This window comes from Paenibacillus sp. CMM36, assembly GCF_053570945.1.
Genome location: NZ_JBSEDY010000022.1, coordinates 42,119 through 61,500 on the forward strand (window position 1 = coordinate 42,119; position 19,382 = coordinate 61,500).

19 protein-coding genes are annotated in these 19,382 nt (G+C 45.8%); 16 read left to right on the top strand and 3 right to left on the bottom strand.

All coding sequences use genetic code 11. The annotated features are described in order from the left end of the window. Positions 1-60: 60 nt before the first annotated feature. The 3 genes from ACWA2B_RS25650 (at position 61) to ACWA2B_RS25660 (ending at position 2,602) form a co-directional block, all read left to right on the top strand. Positions 61-1,068 (top strand): tripartite tricarboxylate transporter substrate binding protein, encoded by a 1,008-nt coding sequence (locus tag ACWA2B_RS25650; RefSeq protein ID WP_209950167.1) that lies wholly within the window; start codon positions 61-63, stop codon positions 1,066-1,068. 48 nt (positions 1,069-1,116) lie between these two features. Further along, a complete protein-coding gene (gene kdgT / locus ACWA2B_RS25655; RefSeq protein ID WP_029515422.1) occupies positions 1,117-2,118 on the top strand; it encodes a 2-keto-3-deoxygluconate transporter in 1,002 nt (333 codons plus the stop codon). Between the two features lie 130 nt (positions 2,119-2,248). After that, entirely contained in the window at positions 2,249-2,602 is a 354-nt protein-coding gene (locus ACWA2B_RS25660; RefSeq protein WP_069010419.1) for a hypothetical protein, read from the top strand. Between the two features lie 82 nt (positions 2,603-2,684). Here the strand turns inward: ACWA2B_RS25660 and ACWA2B_RS25665 are convergent, their stop codons facing one another. Continuing rightward, the gene (locus tag ACWA2B_RS25665) at positions 2,685-3,167 is read right to left on the bottom strand and encodes a DUF1641 domain-containing protein (protein WP_039274499.1); all 483 of its coding nucleotides are present in this window, start codon (positions 3,165-3,167) and stop codon (positions 2,685-2,687) included. A gap of 12 nt (positions 3,168-3,179) precedes the next feature. Continuing rightward, positions 3,180-6,122 carry a formate dehydrogenase subunit alpha gene (gene fdhF / locus ACWA2B_RS25670; protein ID WP_449292795.1) on the bottom strand — a complete coding sequence of 981 codons (2,943 nt, stop codon included), beginning with the start codon at positions 6,120-6,122 and terminating at the stop codon, positions 3,180-3,182. A 640-nt stretch (positions 6,123-6,762) separates the two neighbouring features. Here fdhF and moaA point away from each other — a divergent pair. The 8 genes from moaA (at position 6,763) to ACWA2B_RS25710 (ending at position 14,321) form a co-directional block, all read left to right on the top strand. Then, positions 6,763-7,776: a GTP 3',8-cyclase MoaA gene (gene moaA, locus ACWA2B_RS25675; protein ID WP_449292796.1), complete on the top strand. Its 1,014-nt coding sequence runs from the start codon at positions 6,763-6,765 to the stop codon at positions 7,774-7,776. A gap of 40 nt (positions 7,777-7,816) precedes the next feature. Beyond that, positions 7,817-8,629 (top strand): formate dehydrogenase accessory sulfurtransferase FdhD, encoded by an 813-nt coding sequence (gene fdhD, locus ACWA2B_RS25680; RefSeq protein ID WP_039274507.1) that lies wholly within the window; start codon positions 7,817-7,819, stop codon positions 8,627-8,629. Between the two features lie 133 nt (positions 8,630-8,762). Then, a complete protein-coding gene (locus ACWA2B_RS25685; protein WP_039274509.1) occupies positions 8,763-9,011 on the top strand; it encodes a MoaD/ThiS family protein in 249 nt (82 codons plus the stop codon). A gap of 56 nt (positions 9,012-9,067) precedes the next feature. Then, positions 9,068-9,799 carry a molybdenum cofactor biosynthesis protein gene (locus ACWA2B_RS25690; RefSeq protein ID WP_069010422.1) on the top strand — a complete coding sequence of 244 codons (732 nt, stop codon included), beginning with the start codon at positions 9,068-9,070 and terminating at the stop codon, positions 9,797-9,799. Between the two features lie 64 nt (positions 9,800-9,863). Further along, the gene (locus tag ACWA2B_RS25695) at positions 9,864-10,937 is read left to right on the top strand and encodes a thiazole biosynthesis adenylyltransferase ThiF (RefSeq protein WP_029515414.1); all 1,074 of its coding nucleotides are present in this window, start codon (positions 9,864-9,866) and stop codon (positions 10,935-10,937) included. Between the two features lie 89 nt (positions 10,938-11,026). Continuing rightward, a complete protein-coding gene (modA, locus tag ACWA2B_RS25700) occupies positions 11,027-11,848 on the top strand; it encodes a molybdate ABC transporter substrate-binding protein (protein WP_449292797.1) in 822 nt (273 codons plus the stop codon). A 27-nt stretch (positions 11,849-11,875) separates the two neighbouring features. Next, the gene (gene modB / locus ACWA2B_RS25705) at positions 11,876-12,541 is read left to right on the top strand and encodes a molybdate ABC transporter permease subunit (RefSeq protein WP_069010423.1); all 666 of its coding nucleotides are present in this window, start codon (positions 11,876-11,878) and stop codon (positions 12,539-12,541) included. 244 nt (positions 12,542-12,785) lie between these two features. Then, positions 12,786-14,321 carry a right-handed parallel beta-helix repeat-containing protein gene (locus ACWA2B_RS25710; RefSeq protein ID WP_340885997.1) on the top strand — a complete coding sequence of 512 codons (1,536 nt, stop codon included), beginning with the start codon at positions 12,786-12,788 and terminating at the stop codon, positions 14,319-14,321. A 235-nt stretch (positions 14,322-14,556) separates the two neighbouring features. Here the strand turns inward: ACWA2B_RS25710 and ACWA2B_RS25715 are convergent, their stop codons facing one another. After that, positions 14,557-15,867: an amidohydrolase family protein gene (locus ACWA2B_RS25715; protein ID WP_340885995.1), complete on the bottom strand. Its 1,311-nt coding sequence runs from the start codon at positions 15,865-15,867 to the stop codon at positions 14,557-14,559. A 156-nt stretch (positions 15,868-16,023) separates the two neighbouring features. On the opposite strand from ACWA2B_RS25715, the gene ACWA2B_RS25720 reads away from it, so the two are divergent. The 5 genes from ACWA2B_RS25720 (at position 16,024) to ACWA2B_RS25740 (ending at position 19,205) form a co-directional block, all read left to right on the top strand. After that, positions 16,024-16,452 carry a MarR family winged helix-turn-helix transcriptional regulator gene (locus tag ACWA2B_RS25720; protein ID WP_209950173.1) on the top strand — a complete coding sequence of 143 codons (429 nt, stop codon included), beginning with the start codon at positions 16,024-16,026 and terminating at the stop codon, positions 16,450-16,452. Between the two features lie 117 nt (positions 16,453-16,569). Next, the gene (locus ACWA2B_RS25725; protein ID WP_013311231.1) at positions 16,570-16,917 is read left to right on the top strand and encodes a DUF2294 domain-containing protein; all 348 of its coding nucleotides are present in this window, start codon (positions 16,570-16,572) and stop codon (positions 16,915-16,917) included. A gap of 254 nt (positions 16,918-17,171) precedes the next feature. Next, the gene (locus tag ACWA2B_RS25730; protein ID WP_340885993.1) at positions 17,172-17,909 is read left to right on the top strand and encodes a tRNA(His) guanylyltransferase Thg1 family protein; all 738 of its coding nucleotides are present in this window, start codon (positions 17,172-17,174) and stop codon (positions 17,907-17,909) included. 2 nt (positions 17,910-17,911) lie between these two features. After that, positions 17,912-18,364 (top strand): AAA family ATPase, encoded by a 453-nt coding sequence (locus ACWA2B_RS25735; RefSeq protein WP_340885992.1) that lies wholly within the window; start codon positions 17,912-17,914, stop codon positions 18,362-18,364. Between the two features lie 10 nt (positions 18,365-18,374). Further along, a complete protein-coding gene (locus ACWA2B_RS25740; RefSeq protein WP_209950175.1) occupies positions 18,375-19,205 on the top strand; it encodes a siderophore biosynthesis protein in 831 nt (276 codons plus the stop codon). Positions 19,206-19,382: the final 177 nt, after the last annotated feature.

Below are 19,382 nucleotides of genomic sequence, written 5' to 3' on the forward strand. Positions count from 1 at the left end.
CGTTGGAGGTGAAAACGGGCGCATGACGGGCCCAGTTCATTTTTGAGAAGAGGAAACGTAATGAAGAAAAAGCCATGGCAAAAATATGTGCTGGTTGCGGCGGGAGTAGCTATGCTTTCTGCCTTGAGTATCAGTGAATATGTGGATCACCGCACCCTGCAGGATCACAGCCGTATATTTCCTACGAAGCCAATAACCCTTGTCGTTCCCTATGCAGCCGGAGGCGGTACAGATATTACCGCGAGAGCGTTGGCGAAAGCCGCCGAAAAGCATCTCGATCAGCCGATCATCGTCGTTAATCGAACGGGAGGAGGCGGTTCTGTCGGGCTGATGGAAGGGGCTGAGGCGCAGGCGGATGGTTATACCGTAACGTATCTGGTCGCTGAGCTGACTACGTTGCCTCATCTGGGACTGCTACCGCTCACCTATGAGCGATTTAAGCCGCTGCTTCAAACCAATATGGACCCTTCTGCCATTACGGTCCGGGCGGATGCACCATGGAAGACAGCGGAGGCATTTCTGGAGGATGCTGAGGCCCATCCCGGCAAACTCAAAATGGGGAATGCAGGCACAGGGAGCATATGGCACCTTGCTGCCGCAATGCTGGAACAGAAAAGTGGAGTCCGCTTTACCCATATCCCTTATGAGGGAGCAGGCCCAGCCGTCTCCGCTTTAATGAGCGGATTTGTGGATGCTGTACCCGTCAGTCCCGCAGAAGTGAAGAAATACGTGGACGAAGGGAAACTTCGCATACTGGCGATCCAGTCAGACACTATTTCGGAAGCGTTTCCAAAAGTGCCGACACTACAGCAAGCCACTGGGCTGCGTGTACATTTTATCGGCACTTGGAGAGGGCTGGCTGTGCCTAAGGATACACCGGATGCAGTTGCTCAAACGCTAACGGATGCACTGATCAAGGGAACGAAAGACGAGGAATTCAGGGAGGAAATGCGTAAGCATGGGTTGGGATTGCGTGTCCAGGATGCAGACGCATTCGCGCGACAACTGAAGGAGAGTCATGATACCTTCGCGAGACTGATTCCCGAGCTCGGTTTGAGCCGCAAGTGACACGGCCTTGTTTTTGCATTGGCAAAAACGAAAGGGTTGAACGAAGTTATGAAAATCAAACAAAACATTGATAAAATTCCAGGGGGCATTATGCTGGTGCCGCTGTTTATTGGCGCGCTTTTTCATACATTTACTCCATGGGCAGGCGACTATTTTGGATCTTTTACCAAGGGGCTGATGACAGGTACGGTACCCATTTTAGCAGTGTGGTTTTTTTGTATGGGGGCTTCTATAGATGTGCGAGCGACGGGTACTGTATTGCGTAAATCAGGAACGCTCGTATTGACTAAAATCGCGGTCGCGTGGGTAGTGGCAATCATTGCATCCAGATTGCTGCCTGTTGGGGGTGTAGAAAGTGGGCTATTTGCAGGTTTGTCGGTGCTGGCGCTGATCTCGGCTATGGATATGACGAACGGCGGGTTATACGCCTCCATTATGCAGCAGTATGGCTCCAAGGAAGAGGCGGGAGCATTTGTACTGATGTCACTGGAATCGGGTCCATTAGTGACCATGATTATTTTGGGTAGCACCGGACTGGCCGTTTTCGAACCGCAGACATTTGTGGGGGCGGTATTACCATTTTTGATCGGCTTTATGTTGGGCAATCTGGATCATGATTTCCGAAAGTATTTTGGGAACGCAACGCAAGCCTTAATTCCATTTTTCGGTTTTGCACTTGGTTGTTCCATTGACTTGAGTGTCATTGTCCAGACAGGTATGCTCGGTATTTTATTGGGTATTTTTGTCATTCTCGTTACAGGTATTCCACTAATTTTGGCGGACAAATATATCGGTGGTGGCAACGGTACAGCAGGAATCGCAGCTTCCAGTACAGCAGGTGCAGCAGTAGCGAACCCAGTCATTGTCGCCAATATCAAGCCTGAGTTCCTGCCTGTTGCGCAATCTGCAACGGCCTTAGTTGCCGCTTCGGTCATTGTGACCTCGATTTTGGTACCTATTCTGACGGCATACTGGGCCAATTATATGAAGCGTAAGGAGAAATCCCGAGGAGCAGGGCCTGTAAATCCAGGAGCGAATATATCTAAATAAGGATTTTGCAGTATCCTAAAATCTTTCCATTACCCGGGAAATGCTTTTGCAGTTATGCCTTCAATCCTAACATCACAAAACTTGTCCTAAAACACTTCTGCAAACATACATATGTAAGCAGAGGAGCGTGATGGGATTGGAAAACAAGGTGCGCCGATACTACCAGTTAAAGCAAAAGCAAAAAGAAATTGAAGGTGAACTGACTGATTTGCGTAATGACATTACCGCTCATTGTGCGCAGAAGGAAGTGTCAGATTGGGAAATTGGCAACTATCGGGTCAAGATTGTGCAGCAGCACCGTAAGGAATACGATCATACAAAGCTGTATGATTCACTGCCTGATCCGCAGCTATGGCGCTTGTTTTCCAAGCCGGATACGTCGAAGATTGCCAGTTTGCTTAAGCTCAAGGTCATCGCAGAGGAGCAAATAAAAGATGCTGTTTCTCTTAAAACGGTGACGCTATTGCAAGTGGATAAAAAATAAATAAAAAGAGCTGCCCCCGTTTTCGGAGCCAGCTCTTTTTATTGTCTGTTGTTACTAGTCTTCCACCTTCACACTCTATGAGTTATTTATCAGACAAACTTTTTCCCACTCCTTTGAGAAAATGAATGCCAAATCCCATTGCACGGTTTACATCTGGATCATTCATCGCCTTCATAAGATCGCGCAGACGAGTCTTTTTATTCTGTTTTAGATGTTCATTGGCTTCGTTCAGGCCATTAGTAACGCTGTTTGTCAGCTTTTTCATCAGCTCGGGGTCTACCTCAGACAGCATTCCGGCTGCTCCCATGAGATTATTGATGATGTTCGTCACAGGCTTACGCGTCGCTTGTCCTACAGCGATTTTGGCGATGCTTTCTTTAGCCTTTAGCATAGACTGGGCTGCTTCGAGAAGACCACTATCGTGCAGCTCACGTACGATTTCAAGTGTCTTCTGCAGTGCCGCCCCATTGTCCGCCAGATCAGCAGTAAGCTGATCTAGCGATTGTTTTTGCCGTTCTTCTTCTGTCAAAATGCGTTTTCTCACAATTGAAATAGGCTTAGCCACGGTTCGACCTCCTTATTTTTGATCCACCAAATCGACGTAACCGGGACGATTCCACTTACGGTCCACTTCAACCCCATTTTGCGGATGACGCTTTTTGTAACGCGGATTGATACGTGGTAGTGGATTTTGACCGTCTACCTCCAAAATTTGCATCCTTACTTTGGCTTGTTTATAGGCCGGTGTGCGAGTGACCACATCGAATGCTCCACCAGTTAACAGATTGACCGCACTATCATGGCTGGTAGAGTGCATCGGCACATAAATTTCAGTTCCTTGCACCCGGTCTGTCACCAGAACTCGTAGCTTGACCGCACCATAAGGAGATTCCAGTCGAACCAGCGATCCATTATGGATTCCGCGCTCCTCAGCCAATTCAGGTGACACTTCCACAAATACTTTTGGGAGTTTGAGCTGAATGCCTGCCGATTTGGTCGTCATATTTCCCTCATGAAACTGTTCGAGCAGTCGACCATTATTTAAGGTCAGATCGAATTCAACAGGGTACTCTTTTGGTGGTACATATTCGAAAAGTCCCAAACGCGCTTTTTTATCTGGAAAGTTAAAGCCGTTGGTGTGCAGCAGCGGTGTATTGCTACCATCCGGCGATCCCCAGTGGAAGCTGTTCCAGCCTTCCAATACGTCATAATTACATTGGGAGAAAAATGGAGTGAGCGACGCCATTTCCTCAAAAATTTCACTTGGATGGCTGTAATCCCAATCAAATCCCATATGCTTGGCAAATTGGCTGAAAATCCACCAATCCGGTTTACTGTCTCCCATAGGGCGGAGTGCTTCGTATAAACGCTGGACACGACGTTCGGTGTTCGTAAAGGTTCCGTCTTTTTCAAGTGAAGGTACGGCTGGCAAAATAACGTCAGCGAATTCAGCTGTCTTGCTCAGAAATACATCTTGAACGACAAGGAAATCCAAATTCGCCAGCATTTCTTGGGTATGGTTGGAGTCGGCATCCACCCATGCCATCTCTTCTCCAGCGATATACATCGCTTTAAGCTTACCTGTTTCAATGGCTTCCAGCATCTGGATGTTGTCCAGTCCGCGTTGACCTGGAATTTGTACGCCGTAGGCCGCTTCAAACTTGGCACGAACGACATCGTTTGTCACGGGCTGATAGCCCGGGAAAATATCCGGCATCGTACCCATATCGGCAGCACCCTGAACATTGTTATGACCGCGAAGCGGATATGCGCCCGCACCTGGACGCATAAAGTTTCCGGTCACCAGCAGCAGATTGGCAATCGCAATTGAAGTATAAGAGCCTGCAATGTTTTGCGTCACACCCATGCCCCAGCAAATGGCAGTGCCGTCGGCTTCGTGAATCATAGTCGCTACCTGAATCAGTGTCTCTTTGGAAATACCAGTTTCCTGTTCGGCAAAGTCCAGGGTGAATCGCTCTAGCAATTTCAAATATTCAGGATAGAAGTTTACATGCTCTTCAATGAATTTTGCATCATGCCAGTTTTGCTCAATGATGTATTTGGCTACAGCGGATAACCATACATAATCAGTACCTTGCTTCGGACGAATGAACAGATCTGCGCGTTCTGCCATTTCATGCTTGCGCAGGTCGACCGAGATTAACTTTTGACCGTGCAGCTTATGCGCACGTTTGATACGCGTAGCCAGCACCGGATGTCCTTCTCCCGGCGCGCAACCGACCAGCACGACCAAACCTGCTTTGGCAATATCTTTAATCGTACCGCTGTCCCCACCGATGCCTCCGGTGTATTGCAGCCCCCATGACGCAGGAGATTGGCAATACCGTGAGCAATTATCGACGTTATTCGTTTGGAAGACCTGACGAGCCAACTTCTGCATCAAATAGTTTTCTTCATTGGTAAATTTGGACGAAGAAATAAAGCCGAGTGCTTCGCCACCGTAAGTTTCTTGAATAGCTCCCATTTTACTGGCCATCAGGCTCAGTGCTTCTTCCCAGGTTGCTTCCACAAATTCGTCACCTTGACGAATTAAAGGGGAGGTCAGACGCTGATCGCTGTTCACAAAATCCCAGCCAAATTTTCCTTTTACGCATGTCGAGATACCGTTAACAGGTCCTTCAGAGGTAGGTTGTACCTTCAAAATTTTACGGCCTTTGGTCCAAACCTCAAAGCTGCAACCTACACCGCAAAACGTACAGACGGTTTTCGTTTTTTGCGTACGGGTTTCGCGCATCGCTGCTTCGGCTTCGGAAATAGCAAAAATCCCACTATAGCCCGGTTCCACTTCCTTTATTAAATCCACCATCGGATTTAATAAATCCTTGCTCATGCCACTCATGAAGCCTGCTTCTCCCAGCATAGATTTCTCCATCAAGGCATTACATGGACAGACGGTTACACACTGACCACAGCTAACGCAGGAGGAATCGTTAATCGCAACCCGGTCATCCCATATGACGCGAGGACGTTCAGTCTCCCAGTCGAGGGACAGCGTTTCATTAACCTGAAGGTTTTGGCATACCTCTACGCATTGGCCGCATGCAATACATTGATTGGGGTCATATCGGTAGAAGGGATGAGACATATCTACTTCTGTTGGGTCAACTTTCGGTTGATATGGATATTTTTGATGTTCAATTTCCATAAGCTCTGCTGTATTATGCAAAGTACAATTACCGTTGTTATTATCGCATACGGTGCAGTAGAGGAGATGATTTTCCAGCAATCGGTCCATAGCCTCGGTTTGAGCTGCTTTCGCGCGATCCGAATGTAAATGAATATTCATTCCATCCGAAGCCAATGTCGAGCAAGAACGCATAAGTTTTCCGTCCACTTCCACGATACATGTGTCACAGGTACGGATCGGATCGACCTCGGGAACGTAACACAGCTGGGGATGGGCGATATTGTTTTCGTTAATCACTTCAAGAATCGTTGCGCTGCTCTTCGTTTTCAGTTCCTGTCCGTTTAATGTAATTTTGATCGTACTATCAGTCACGGTTCAGGCTCCTTTCAGATTTTAAATTTAAAAATTAGGAATAAAAAAACTCCACCATAAACACAAGTGCTCATGTTCCAGCACTTGTGTTTATGGTGGAGTAGTGACCAAGCTCTAGGTCCTGGAGGCCAATCCGCCATTTGAATATGTATTAATAACAAACAGTACGCACCGTCTGTATATCAATAACTTCTGAATAACTTAGATATGTCATTTTCTGCATGTTATCTCGTGTAACTATAACGTAAAATTTAAGATAGTTCAACGGTACATTACTAATTTTTTAATTGATAATGATTATCGTTTGAGAAAACGAAAAATCATTGACAAACGTTCCAGGATTGCTAACAATAGGAATGTAGTCTATTTCTGAGCAATCGTAAATGGAGTGTACGTGGGAATCGCGTATATTTTATTTGTCGCAGCGCTTGTTAGTTTGATTTTTCTATATCGCATGATGTGGGATTCGTAAAATCCTGATGTAGATAAATTAACCGGCATTTAGCAGATTCTTCGATATTCATAAGCGAAGAAGTTGTTGTGATGCCGGTTTTTTGGTTCAGTATAAAATGAATGGAAATACCGTTCCGATTTAAAGGGTAAAGAGTTTTATTAATGAAGACGGATTGAGGTGAACAGGATGGCGAACCGGAGCGACGATCAATGGAATCGTCCGTTACGGGACTTAAGAATATCCGTCATAGACCGATGTAATTTTCGGTGCCGATATTGTATGCCGGAAGAAATATTTGGCCATGACTATCCGTTTTTGCCAAAAGAGAAAATATTGACCTTTGAGGAAATCACACGCCTTTCCCGTATTTTTGTCTCGCTGGGCGTTACGAAGCTGCGTATTACTGGTGGTGAGCCGTTGCTGAGGAAAAATTTGTCCTCGCTTATTCATTCGTTAACTCAACTCGATGGGGTTGAAGATATTGCAATGACGACAAACGGCGTATTTTTGCCTAAATATGCTGCAGCACTGCGAGAGGCGGGACTGAAGAGAGTGACGGTTAGTCTGGATTCGCTCGATGATGATCGGTTCCGCCAAATGAACGGGGGCAGAAGCAGCGTAAAGGCGGTGCTGGATGGTATTGAGGCTGCGGATCAAGCAGGGATGCAGGTGAAAATAAATATGGTCGTGCAAAAGGGCTTTAACGATCAGGATATTGTTCCCATGGCCGACTATTTCCAAAAGAAAAAGCATATTTTACGTTTTGTTGAGTTTATGGATGTAGGCAACACCAATGGCTGGAAATTGGATCAGGTCGTTTCCAAGCAGCAGATCATCGAAGCCATTCACGAGCATATGCCGTTAGAGCCTGTCGCACCCCAGTACAAAGGTGAGGTGGCGACGCGCTACAGGTATCAGGAAAGGGACGGGGAAATCGGTATTATTTCGTCTGTTACGGACGCCTTCTGCTCCACATGTACACGAGCGAGAATTTCTGCTGAAGGCTCCTTGTACACGTGCCTGTTTGCCTCTCAAGGGTACAAGCTTCGCGCGATGCTACGTTCCGAACAGTCCGATGACGAGATTAGAGCTTACATTGAGCGTGTTTGGAGAGACCGTACCGACCGCTATTCAGAGGAACGGCTGAATCATACACAGCAAGCAACGTCTAAAATTGAAATGTCACACATCGGCGGGTGAGCCGGAGAGCCAGCCTGTCAGAAATGAGGGAGTGGAGCACATGGAAAAGCCAGCTGAGGTGAAACGTGAGATTTTCCGTTATCGTGACGGTCAGATCAAGCGTTTTGAAGACACGGTGGTGACGGAGCATCCGGTGACCATCAAAATCAATCAGCAGGAATTTGCTACCATGGTTTGTACACCGGAGTATGTGGAGGATATGGCAGTAGGTTTTTTGGCCTCTGAAGGCGTCATTCAACGGTACGATGATATCGAAGATATTTGGGTTCAGGAAAAAGAAGGCTTTGTTCATATTAAAACCCGTCGAATGAATGAGTTTTATCAAAACTTTCATTCCAAACGGTACATTACCTCCTGTTGCGGAAAAAGTAGACAGGGCTTTTATTTTATCAATGATGCCAAAGTGGCAAAAAGAATGAATGACACCCATGTTACGCTGTCTTTTGACGATTGTTTTCGTTTGATGAATTTAATGCAAAACTCGGCACTTACGTTTCAGGAGACCGGTGGTGTTCATAATGCAGCGCTGTGCGATAAAAACGGGATGATCCTATCCAGAATAGATATCGGCCGACACAATGCGCTAGATAAAATCTATGGGCATTGCCTAAAACATGATATTGTATTACAAGACAAAATCATAGTATTCAGCGGACGCATTTCGTCTGAAATTTTGTTGAAGGTTGCGAAGATTGGCTGTGAAGTTGTTTTGTCCAAGTCAGCTCCTACAGAGCTTGCACTTGAGTTGGCTGAGGACCTGGGGATTACGACCGTTGGCTTTATACGCAGTCGTTCTCTGAATGTATATACGCATACCGAACGGATTGATGAACTGGTCGAATCTAAAATATAATATAATAATCTTCAATGTACACCGTCATAGTTAACCAGCATGGAATAAAACCTTTCGAGGTATTCATTCATGTTGGTTTTTCTTGGTACATATGTGGTGGGCAGTCACTGTACTGAAAAGGAGGGGATGTTAAATGAACTATCATATTCAAGTATTTGCTGGACTTGCGGAACAGATGGGAGGGCCTATAATTATGGTGCCTACTGAGCAAGAAACGATGACCGTTGCCGCATTAAAAGACTTGCTATCCGAGCGTTTCCCTGAATCAGCAGCTCAGTTGCAGGGTTCTTTTGTTGCCAGAAATCAAGCCTACGCCGCTCCTGAGGACCTCGTGAGTATACATGATGAGATTGCGATTATTCCTCCGGTTTCAGGAGGGTAGATTTTATTTAATAGGATAGGTGAATTCGATAGAATAGGTGCAAGGGGGCAGATCATATGCAATATCGTATTCAACTATTCGCAGATATGGCGGAGCAACTTGGTGATGTGATCACGGTAGAACTTTCACAGGAAGCGGTGACCATTGCAGACATTCGAAAAAGGCTGAATGAGCTGTACCCGGAAGTGGCTTCACAACTGGCAGGTTCTTTTTTTACCCATCATAAAAAGCTGGCTTCTCCAAATGAACTTGTGCTTCCATCAGATGCAATTGCTCTTCATCAGTCAGCATCCGGGATGGAGACGGTCGTTTCAAAATGTGGTTTATTTGCCATTACGTACGACCCGATTGATGCCGATGAAGTAACCTCAAAGGTACTCGACCCTTCTCATGGCGCCTCGCTGACCTTTAATGGTACGACTCGGGAATTTACGCAAGGTCAGCGAACGGTGTTGCTTGAATATGAGGCGTATGTCCCGATGGCCATGAACACGATGAAGCAGATTGGTGACGAAATTGCAGAACGTTGGCCTTCCACACGTACTGCGATTACACATCGGCTTGGCACGGTAAGAATTGGAGAGACGAGTGTGGTGATTGCTGTCTCAGCTGCACACCGCGATACTTGCTATGAAGCCAGCCGCCATGCCATTGAACGGTTAAAGCAAATCGTACCGATTTGGAAAAAGGAAGTGTGGGAGGACGGCTCAGAATGGAAGGGGCATCAGCTGGGTGGCTGGAACCCTCAAAGTACCCCAAAGCTTTCAAATAAGGGCGAGGACATCTAAGCTTTTAGCTTGTCTGATCAACTTGTAGCTATTCAATGGATAAGTATGGAGGCGTAAATCAACGATGTCAGAAATGGACAAGATCCAGAAAATAGAAGTTGCTGCACATGCGCATACGTCTCATGCCCGTTATTCTAGACAGGAATTATTCTCGAAAATTGGACCGACAGGCCAGCAAAATATCCGTAGTAAGCACGTGCTGATGGTGGGGGCCGGCGCACTGGGCACTGCCAATGCTGACATGCTGGTGCGAGCGGGCATCGGACGGCTGACGTTGGTAGACCGTGATTATGTAGACTGGAGTAATTTGCAGCGCCAACAGCTCTATGACGAAGCGGATGCCCGTAATCAGATCCCCAAGGCAGTGGCCGCGCAGAAGCGATTGCAGCAAACCAATTCGGACGTGGACATTCGTGCGCTAGTCCGGGACGTCTCGCTGGAGGAAATCGACGATATCGCAGCAGGGGTGGATCTCATCGTAGATGCCACTGACAATTTCGATACACGTTTGCTTATGAACGATTATGCGGTCAAGCACAGAATACCCTGGATTTACGGGGCATGTGTAGGTAGTTATGGGACAACCTTTACCATCGTGCCAGGGCAGACACCGTGCCTGCATTGCCTGCTCGGAACTGTACCGCTCGGCGGTGCAACCTGTGATACGGTCGGTGTGATTAGCCCGGCTGTACAGATGGTAGCGGCTTATCAAAGCGCCGAGGCATTGAAGCTGCTCACAGGGGACGATTCGGCTTTGCAAAATAAGCTGATTTCTTTCGATCTGTGGAATAATCAGCATCAGGCAATCCAAATCAGCGCCATGAAGAAAGCCGATTGTCCAACGTGTGGTGAGCACCCAGTGTATCCTTTTTTACAATCGGAGCATCAGGCTAAAACGGCTGTCTTGTGCGGACGAGATACGGTTCAAATCCGCCCGGCTTCGGGTGCTGTACGTGATCTGAATGAAGCGGCACGTTTGTTATCCCGTCAGGGGGGCAAAGTGGAGCATAATCCATACCTGGTATCCGTTGTTATCGGGACGCATCGAATCGTTCTTTTTCAGGATGGTCGCGTCTTAATTCATGGCACGAAGGACATCGCCGAGGCGAGATCAATTTATCACAAATATTTGGGTTGACCCAATAGATTCGACCCGTTATGAGATGTACAATGCTTCCTTATTTTCGCTATCTCATTTTGGAATTTATAGGATAGGGGAAGAACAAGTTGAAAAAGAAATTTGGGTACATATTCACGTTCGTTGGATTGTTGGCATGGGTTCTGGCTGGGTGTTCGTCTCTGGCTGCTGTACAATCGGCACAGTCCGCACCCAAGACAGAACTAGTCGTATCTGCCGCTGCAAGTCTTCAAGATAGTCTGAATACGCTCAAGGGCCAGTATGAGAAACAGCACCCAGATATCAAACTTACCTTTAACTACGCTTCATCTGGTACATTACAAAAACAAATTGAGCAAGGTGCACCTGTTGACGTATTTATTTCGGCAGGCATGAAGCAAATGAAGGCATTAACCGATGCTTCATTGGTGGAAAAGGATAACGTGCTGCTTCAAAATAAACTGGTTGTGGTTGTTCCGCAAGATAAGGCGAAAAGCACAGATAACAAAAGCATTACGCTCAATGACTTGATGGGTCCTTCTTTCCTGAAAGTGGCTGTTGGGGAGCCTACTACCGTTCCCGCCGGACAATATTCTAAAGAATCGTTAACGAAGGCTGGGCTATGGGACAAGCTGGAACCTAAGATGGTATTCGCCAAGGACGTAAGACAGGTATTAAATTATGTTGAAACAGGCAACGCCGATGCAGGACTCGTCTATCTAACGGATGCCAAATCATCCGATAAAACGGTCATAGCACTGGAAGTGCCCGAGGAATTGCACGCACCCATCCTGTATCCTGAAGGCATTGTAAAAGCAACCAAACACAGCCAGGAAGCAGGAGAGTTTCTTGATTTTCTACGAACAGATGAAGCTATGAGTGTGTTCAGTAAAGATGGATTTTCAGCCCCTACAGAAATGACGGGAAAATAGAATTTACAGATAAAGGAGGGGGTCCCGTTGGATTGGTCAGCTTTTCTTCCTCCGGTTATCGTATCTGTTAAAGTCGCTGTCGTCGCCAGCATCATCGTCTTTTTATTAGCTACTGTGGTAGCGCGGATGATGGCGAACTGCACGTCGCGGAGGGGAACCAGCGTGATTGAGACCGTCCTACTTCTTCCGCTCGTTTTGCCTCCTACTGTTATCGGCTTTATTTTGCTCATCTTGCTGGGAAGGAAAAGCTGGATTGGCACTGCCTTCGAAAGCCTGTTCCAGCAGACGATTGTATTTACGTGGGGAGCTGCAGTGGTGGCGGCCGTAGTTGTTGCTTTTCCACTGGCTTACCGCACCATTAAAGCAGGTTTTGAAGCTGTAGACCCGGAGGTAGAGCAGGCTGCACGTGCGCAAGGTGCCAACGAATGGCAAGTGTTTCGCCACATTACGATGCCCCTTGCCTACCGACCCCTCATTTCAGGATACATTCTCGGATTTGCCCGAGGGTTAGGGGAATTTGGTGCTACGCTGATGCTTGCAGGTAATATTCCTGAACAGACTCAAACCCTGCCTACAGCGATTTACACCGCGTCCGAGGTCGGAAATATGACACTCTCTTGGAGCTGGGTAGCTGTCATCATTTTATTCTCTTTTATCATGTTGATGCTTTCTAATCGACTGGTAAAGGATTAGTCCGTTTGGAGTAAGAACATGCGCAGTCTGCCGACAGGGTAGCTGCGGCAACGTTAGCAGCTTTGATCACCAAGAAACCTTGCGATTACTAAAACGCAGGGTTTCTTGTTTCTTTCGACAGCAATTACGGTGACCTCCTGGTCCTTGGTATGGCGCATTAGGTTGCACTAATGGCCGATGCCAAAGAACAGATTTAGTGGAATTAGGGTACAATTTACAAGAAAAACAAAGGGGGATGAGGAACATGAAGAAATTCGGGCAAATGTTTCTGGTAGGTTTAGCCATGGTTTTCGGGCTTGGTCTGGTGGCCGGAAATGTGCAACCTCCCGTCGCTTCCGCGGCCGGTTCAGAATATTATGTGGCCACGAGCGGCAGCGACTCTAACGCCGGAACGAACGATGCGCCGTGGAAGACGTTGCAGCACGCGGCCGACGTGGCTCCTGCGGGCAGCACGGTTTACGTCCGGGGCGGCGTGTACAAGCAGAAAGTAAAGATCACCCGCTCTGGCTCCGCTTCACAGGGTCCCATTGTGTTCACCAACTATGGGACAGAGACCGCCATTATTGATGGCAGCGGACTTTCGGTCAGCGGGAACGAAGGGCTGATCGAACTGGCCGATGTCAATTACGTTACTGTTCGGGGGTTTGAAATCCGCAATTTTACCACTGCTTCCAAGAACGTGGTGCCTGTAGGTATTTATGTCCACGGTTCGGGCGGCTTCATTAATCTGTCCAACAATAAAATCCATGACATCAAAAACATGGTCACTCCGACCGGCAAAGATCGGCTGGGCCGGGATGCTCACGGTATCGCTGTTTACGGCACGAAAGCTCCGGCTTCGATTCACGATCTTACGATCAGCGGCAATGAGCTGTACAATCTCGTGCTGGGCTCCAGCGAATCGCTCGTTTTAAACGGCAACGTGGATGGCTTTGCGGTGACCGACAACCTCATTCACGATAATGACAACATCGGGATTGATTTGATCGGCTTTGAGGGCACCGCGCCGAATACGACTTACGATCAGGCGCGGAACGGGTTGGTGAAGGGCAATCGGGTGTATAATAATTCAGTTCAAAATAACCCATCTTACAAGAGCGATGACAACTCGGCCGGGGGCATTTATGTAGATGGGGGCAAGGACAGTATTATTGAGCAGAACTACAGCTACAACAACGATATCGGCGTCGAAATTGCCTCCGAGCACGCCGGTAAAGCCACCAGCAATATTACGGTCCGCAGCAACGTGATATATAACAACCGACTGACCGGCATTGCCATGGGCGGTTACAATGAGGAGCGTGGCTCCACGGTAAACTGCAAGATCGTGAACAATACACTATACAAGAACGATACATTTGAAGATGGAAGCGGCCAGTTTTTGGTTCAATATGATACGCGAAACAACGTGATCCAAAACAATATTTTCGTGGCCAGCTCCACGGATATGCTGATCTCCAATGGATACACCAAAAATTCCGGCAATGTTGTGGATTATAATTTATATTTTGCTCCGAGAGGCAGCTCGGAAGCGAATTGGATCTGGAAAAATAAGGAGTATACGGGTTTCTCCGCGTACAAATCGGGGACCGGCAACGATACGCATTCTCTATTTGCCGATCCTAAATTCGTGAGTGCCGCGAACAGCGACTTCCATTTGCAGTCTTCGTCACCTGCGATCGATGCCGGGAACACGGACCTTGCCATCATTGGAACACTGGATATCGACGGGAAGCCAAGAGTACAGGGAGTCGCTGTGAACATCGGTGCCTACGAGTAAGCCGTATATTTTATGACAAACAGTGCAACCGAAACGATGTGAGGCCACTGCTTGTACGTTTTTACAATGTTCCTTGCAATTAAAACACCTTCAAAGTGAAACCCCATGTCGTAAGATATGGAGATAACCTTGGAGGTGTTTTTGCGTTGGCAACAAGATTAAGCTATCTTCGGAAAGTAAAAATGAAAGTCATATAAATGAGATTAGAAAGTTGTTCCTGTTCGATAGGCTCCGATTAACATAGTTGTTGCACACCTTTGAACCATACGGATTTGATCGACAAAGTATCAGAGATGTTGGTTGTCGGATCACCGTTTACTAGTATAAGGTCAGCGAGCGAACCTTCGGCAATACAGCCGCGATCGTTAAGCCCAAAGCAACGGGCCGGTTTCGCGGTAGCCGACTGAAGCGCTTCTATGGGAGTAAATCCGGCCTCAACCAGCAATTGCATTTCATGATGAACGCTGGCTCCATGAGCAAGGCCGCCAAGATTGGGAACAGGAACGGGAGCGACATCCGTCCCGACCAGAATATCCACACCGGCACGGTGGAGATCCATCACATTTTTAAAGCTATTCTCCAAATTGCCTTGCGGGAAAGTATGGAAGCTTGATTTCAAAATATCGATCCATTCCGGACTTAATTTGGAATAAACACGTGAATCATTCGCCAATTCTGATGCTGGATTCCCCAGAATGGATGAGTTCAATACTAAGCACGGTATAACAAATGCGCCTGAATCCGCTATGGATTTCACCAACTCAGATGTGTATTCGGGCCTGTCGAGAAATAAGTGACCCAATCCGTCGACTCCAATGTCGATGGCGGTTTGCGAAGAATGAGCCGTCAAGACGTGGGCTATGACTATTTTATCGAACTTATGGGCTTCTACCACAGCTGCTTTTAAAATCTCGTCGCTTAAAATAGGCAGTCCAGGGGCACCCAAGACCGTCCCTTCTTCAATCATGATTTTAATAAAGTCGGCGCCACTCTCCACTTGGGTATGCACATGTTTGATCGCTTCTTCCACTGTCGTCACTTGGGGCACTTTTTCGTGATCGTGAGCGTAAGCGGCTAGCATAGCTTCCCGGTCTTTCTTGGGTAACTTCTCCAATTCCTTTAATACGAACTCAGGAATTTCATCCTCATCCTGCAATAATTCATCCGGATGACCACCTGGAGCAGTGATCGCTGTGCCGGCGGAACGGACTTCAGCGGCATCATTCACGTTTTTCAACTGGATTTTGCGCCCTCTTTCTGTAAAACTGCCGTTCATTTCGAGTTCTGTCGTGACGCCGAATTTTAAAGCATCTTTTAACCCTCCGATTGAAGTGTGAACATGCGCATCAATCAAGCCGGGTAATAATGTCCCATTTTCCCCATCGATGATCGTTGCATGCGTCGGAAGGTCTCCGCCTACCGAAATAATAGTTTCCCCCTGGATGATAACATTTCTGGGCTCAATAACTTTTTCTCCATCGAAAATACGTACATTCGTAATCGCTGTAACTTTTTCTACCGTAGAGCTTTGAGTTACATTCTTCATGTCGTTCCTCCTTAGTGTTCATCTTCAAACAATTAGAATTCTAACTGTTAGTTATATAACTGTCAATAAACTGATTTTCATTTGACAAACAGTTTATAGATTTATATAGTTTATTTACTGACAATTAGACTTCTAATAATTTGAGGAGGTACGATGATGAAAACCCAACAGGATACGGTTTTTCTGGATTTGTTTCAGGTTATCGGTCTTAAGCTAAAGAAAAGAGCGGACGAGAGCATAAAAGAGTTGGGATTAAATGCTCAACAAGGAAAAATGATTAGATATATCTACGAGAATCAAGAAAATAATTTAATTCAGAAGGATCTTGCCGATCGGTTTCATCTGCGCGGAGCCAGCATTACAAGCATACTTCAAGGTCTTGAGCAAAAAGGATTCATCGAGCGCAAAATCCCGGCCAATAATGAACGGCAAAAAAATATTTATGTTTTACCAAAAGCCATTGAATTGATTGAAGCTTTTAGTGACTCTTTCCAAAAGGTGGAGGACGAAGTTGTTCAGGCCCTGACCGAAGAGGAGAAGCGAATTTTAGAGGGAATGTTAAATAAAATTAATGAACGCCTATAATTGCGTAAAATCATGTTCCAAAAATCACTTTCGCTAGTCTCTGTTTTATATGATAGGAATCGGTTATGATGGAAATAGTAATAGGGATTTTAGTAGATTTTAGGAGAGCGGTGCGATATGAGAAGGGAAACGGGTTTTAACGAAATTATTCGAAAAGTACGTAAAGAGCTATTTGGGAAAGGCCCGGAGCGCATACATACAACCTTTGTAGATAATATGGCCATCACGATGCTATATGGAAATTTAACCCCATCCGAAAAGTTTCTGGCACAAGAAGAATCCGGGAAAGAGATGGTGCATGCAGCCCGAACCAAAATGGTTCAAAAAATATATCCCACACACTTCAATAAAGAACTGGAGGATTACATGGATTCCCGGCTGCTGCACCTCTTTTCAGATATTAAAGTGGAGGAAGATATAGCTATATCCGTTTTTGTATTTGAAGATAATATTACTGCAAAATAAAAAAGAAAGCGGAACCGACATCGAATCCATATTGTTGGAGAGCTCGGCTACACCCTCGATTTAATTAACGATGTCCTAACCCAAGCGATCAGCAGAAAAAAGACGGCAAGAAGCTGATTAAACCTTTGCTGTTCTCGGTCCTCCTGCACATACGAGGAGGGGCTTTTCTTCAAGAAAAGCTTGGCTATCCGCACCCCATATCGCCCTGTACTGCGTACGTAAATCACGGATCATGAAAGGAACCTACATAGTTTATGAAAAAAAATGATTTTGGAAATAGGATGAAGGAATATGAAAATGCCTATAGATTAAGCCTACCACGCCGTTTACCAGTAATCATCAGAATTGATGGTGCGCATTTTCATACCTTTACGCGTGGGATGACGAAACCTTTTGATGAGAAACTAATTTTTGCATTATGGGAGACGTGTAAATATTTGGCCTATAACATTATGGGATGTAAATTGGTGTATCATCAGAGCGATGAAATCTCACTGCTTCTTACGAATGATGACAAATTAACGACGCAATCCTGGTTTGAAAATAATCTTCAAAAGATGGTGTCCATATCTGCCTCTCTGGCTACAGCCAAATTTAATGAGGAAATCCAAAAGGTTTACCCAGGTCAGCCTTTAGCCACTTTTGATGCGAGAGCTTGGGTTTTGCCTCAGGATGAGGTTACAAACTACTTCCTATGGAGACAACAAGATGCTACTAAAAACAGCATTTCTATGGTAGCTCAAGCCCATTTCAGGCATTTAGAACTAGAAGGATTGAACGGAAATCAGCTCCAAGACAAGCTTTTTGTGGAAAAAGGGCTAAACTGGAACGACCTTCCGGTCTGGCAAAAGCGGGGAATTTGCATTACCAAACAACAATACAACAAAGGCGAAGCCGTTAGAAGCAAGTGGGATGTTGATCATGAGACACCGATTTTTTCGCAGAATAGAGATTATATTAACCAATATGTATACTTGGACAAGGATGTGTAGATTTGGAGTGTGTTATTTTTATAGGAATTCAGGCTTCGGGCAAGTCGACTTTTTATAAAGAACAATTCTTCAAAACACATATGCGAATAAATCTGGATATGCTTAAAACACGAAATAGGGAAAATATTTACCTTCAGGCCTCTATCGAAACGATGCAGCGTTTTGTAGTGGACAATACCAATCCAACAGTCGAAGAACGAAAGAAATATATAGGTGCTTGTAAAAACAAGGGATTTAAAATCATTGGCTACTACTTTGAACCTGATTATGCAGAATCTATTAAGCGTAATGAGCAGCGCACAGGCAAAGAGTATATTCCTGAGATTGGTATTAAGAGTGTAATGAGTAAACTGGAGGTTCCGAGCTACGAAGAAGGATTTGATGAACTCTATAGCGTGATTTCCATGGAAGGAACGTTTCAGATTAGAAGGCTACCGGAAAACTATACAATATAGGGGGACTACCATGAACATACCTGAGAGATTCATCAAACGTTTTCCAGCATACGAGGACGTATTTGCCAGCGATCTTGAACATCATCGCAAGCATTTTCTGCCGATTTGCTCGATTAATCTTCAGTTCTTATTTCCAGAGCAGGACGAGTGGTTGCATTTTGTTTCCGTAAAAGAAATCTACGAAGGCTGTGTGGGTGAAAATACTCAGGACTTTCATACCTCATATACCAAGGAAGATATGCTGGGATTCGATGTAGTTGACGGCAAATACAAGTTCGAAGCAGACTGGAATTATTTTAGTCTTCATCAGAAGGAGCAATTGGAAGCTACCTATGAAGCGCTGAAATCAACCGGGGATAAAGCGTACCTACGTATGAAGAGAGAAGTCATGGCGTTGGGCGGACTGGAACAGGTGTATATGGATAATGAACAAGACTACCAAGCTCGCAAAGCGTTTTTCCTGGAAAATAATAAAATTTATCCATATTCCTCCTTTGGAGAGGCCAAAAAGTCTGTTGAAGAACTTACCCGTGATTTTGAGGAAAAGCAATCCAGTGGTTGGGGGCTGAGTTACCCTGAAGTTAACGGAATTTTAGATGATATCGCTTTTCAGTCTGACAAGGCTCAAAGTTACATCAAGGAATATGATGAATCTCTGGAAGAGATGCTCCAGTTCGAGCAAACCAATCTGCTTCATGTGCCTAAGCGTCCCAATGGTGAGACTTTTACCTATATCGGTTCCATTACCGGGTATTATTTTCAAGCGTGTGGGGCGGATACCGTCTATTTATTTTACGACCAAGAATTAAGTAAAGCGGTAATTTGCTTCGAATATTCATAAGTGAGGATTTTGCAAAATCCTGAAGTGAAAAAACTCCCATAATGGTCGTTTCAGGCTGTCGAGAAAGTCTCGACAGCCTATTTTATGTTAATTTTGTTTAAGACGACACCGCGTTAATGTTGTATAATATAGGTAACTATTGTAGAACGGATGGTGTTGATATGCTACGCTCCAACC